The organism is Vibrio atypicus (genome assembly GCF_009811315.1).
Taxonomy (GTDB): Bacteria; Pseudomonadota; Gammaproteobacteria; order Enterobacterales; family Vibrionaceae; genus Vibrio; species Vibrio atypicus.
This window is the reverse complement of record NZ_BLID01000066.1, coordinates 1-204: the sequence shown is the minus strand read 5'-3', so window position 1 is coordinate 204 and position 204 is coordinate 1. Positions and strand designations below refer to the sequence as shown.

Annotated in this window: 2 tRNA genes; both read right to left on the bottom strand. The window is 52.5% G+C overall.

Annotated features, from left to right (window positions below):
- Positions 1–8: 8 nt before the first annotated feature.
- Positions 9–85, bottom strand: a tRNA-Met gene (locus GVO60_RS22355).
- A gap of 41 nt (positions 86–126) precedes the next feature.
- A tRNA-Gly gene (locus GVO60_RS22350) sits at positions 127–202 on the bottom strand.
- Positions 203–204 lie beyond the last annotated feature (2 nt).

Here is a 204-nt window from a genome sequence, read left to right as displayed (position 1 = left end):
AAGAGAATTGGTTGCGGGAGCCGGATTTGAACCGACGACCTTCGGGTTATGAGCCCGACGAGCTACCAAGCTGCTCCATCCCGCGTCCGTATTCATCATTCAAAGCATGATGAGCGCTTATTAAATTGGAGCGACACACGAGGTTCGAACTCGTGACCTCAACCTTGGCAAGGTTGCGCTCTACCAACTGAGCTAGTGTCGCAT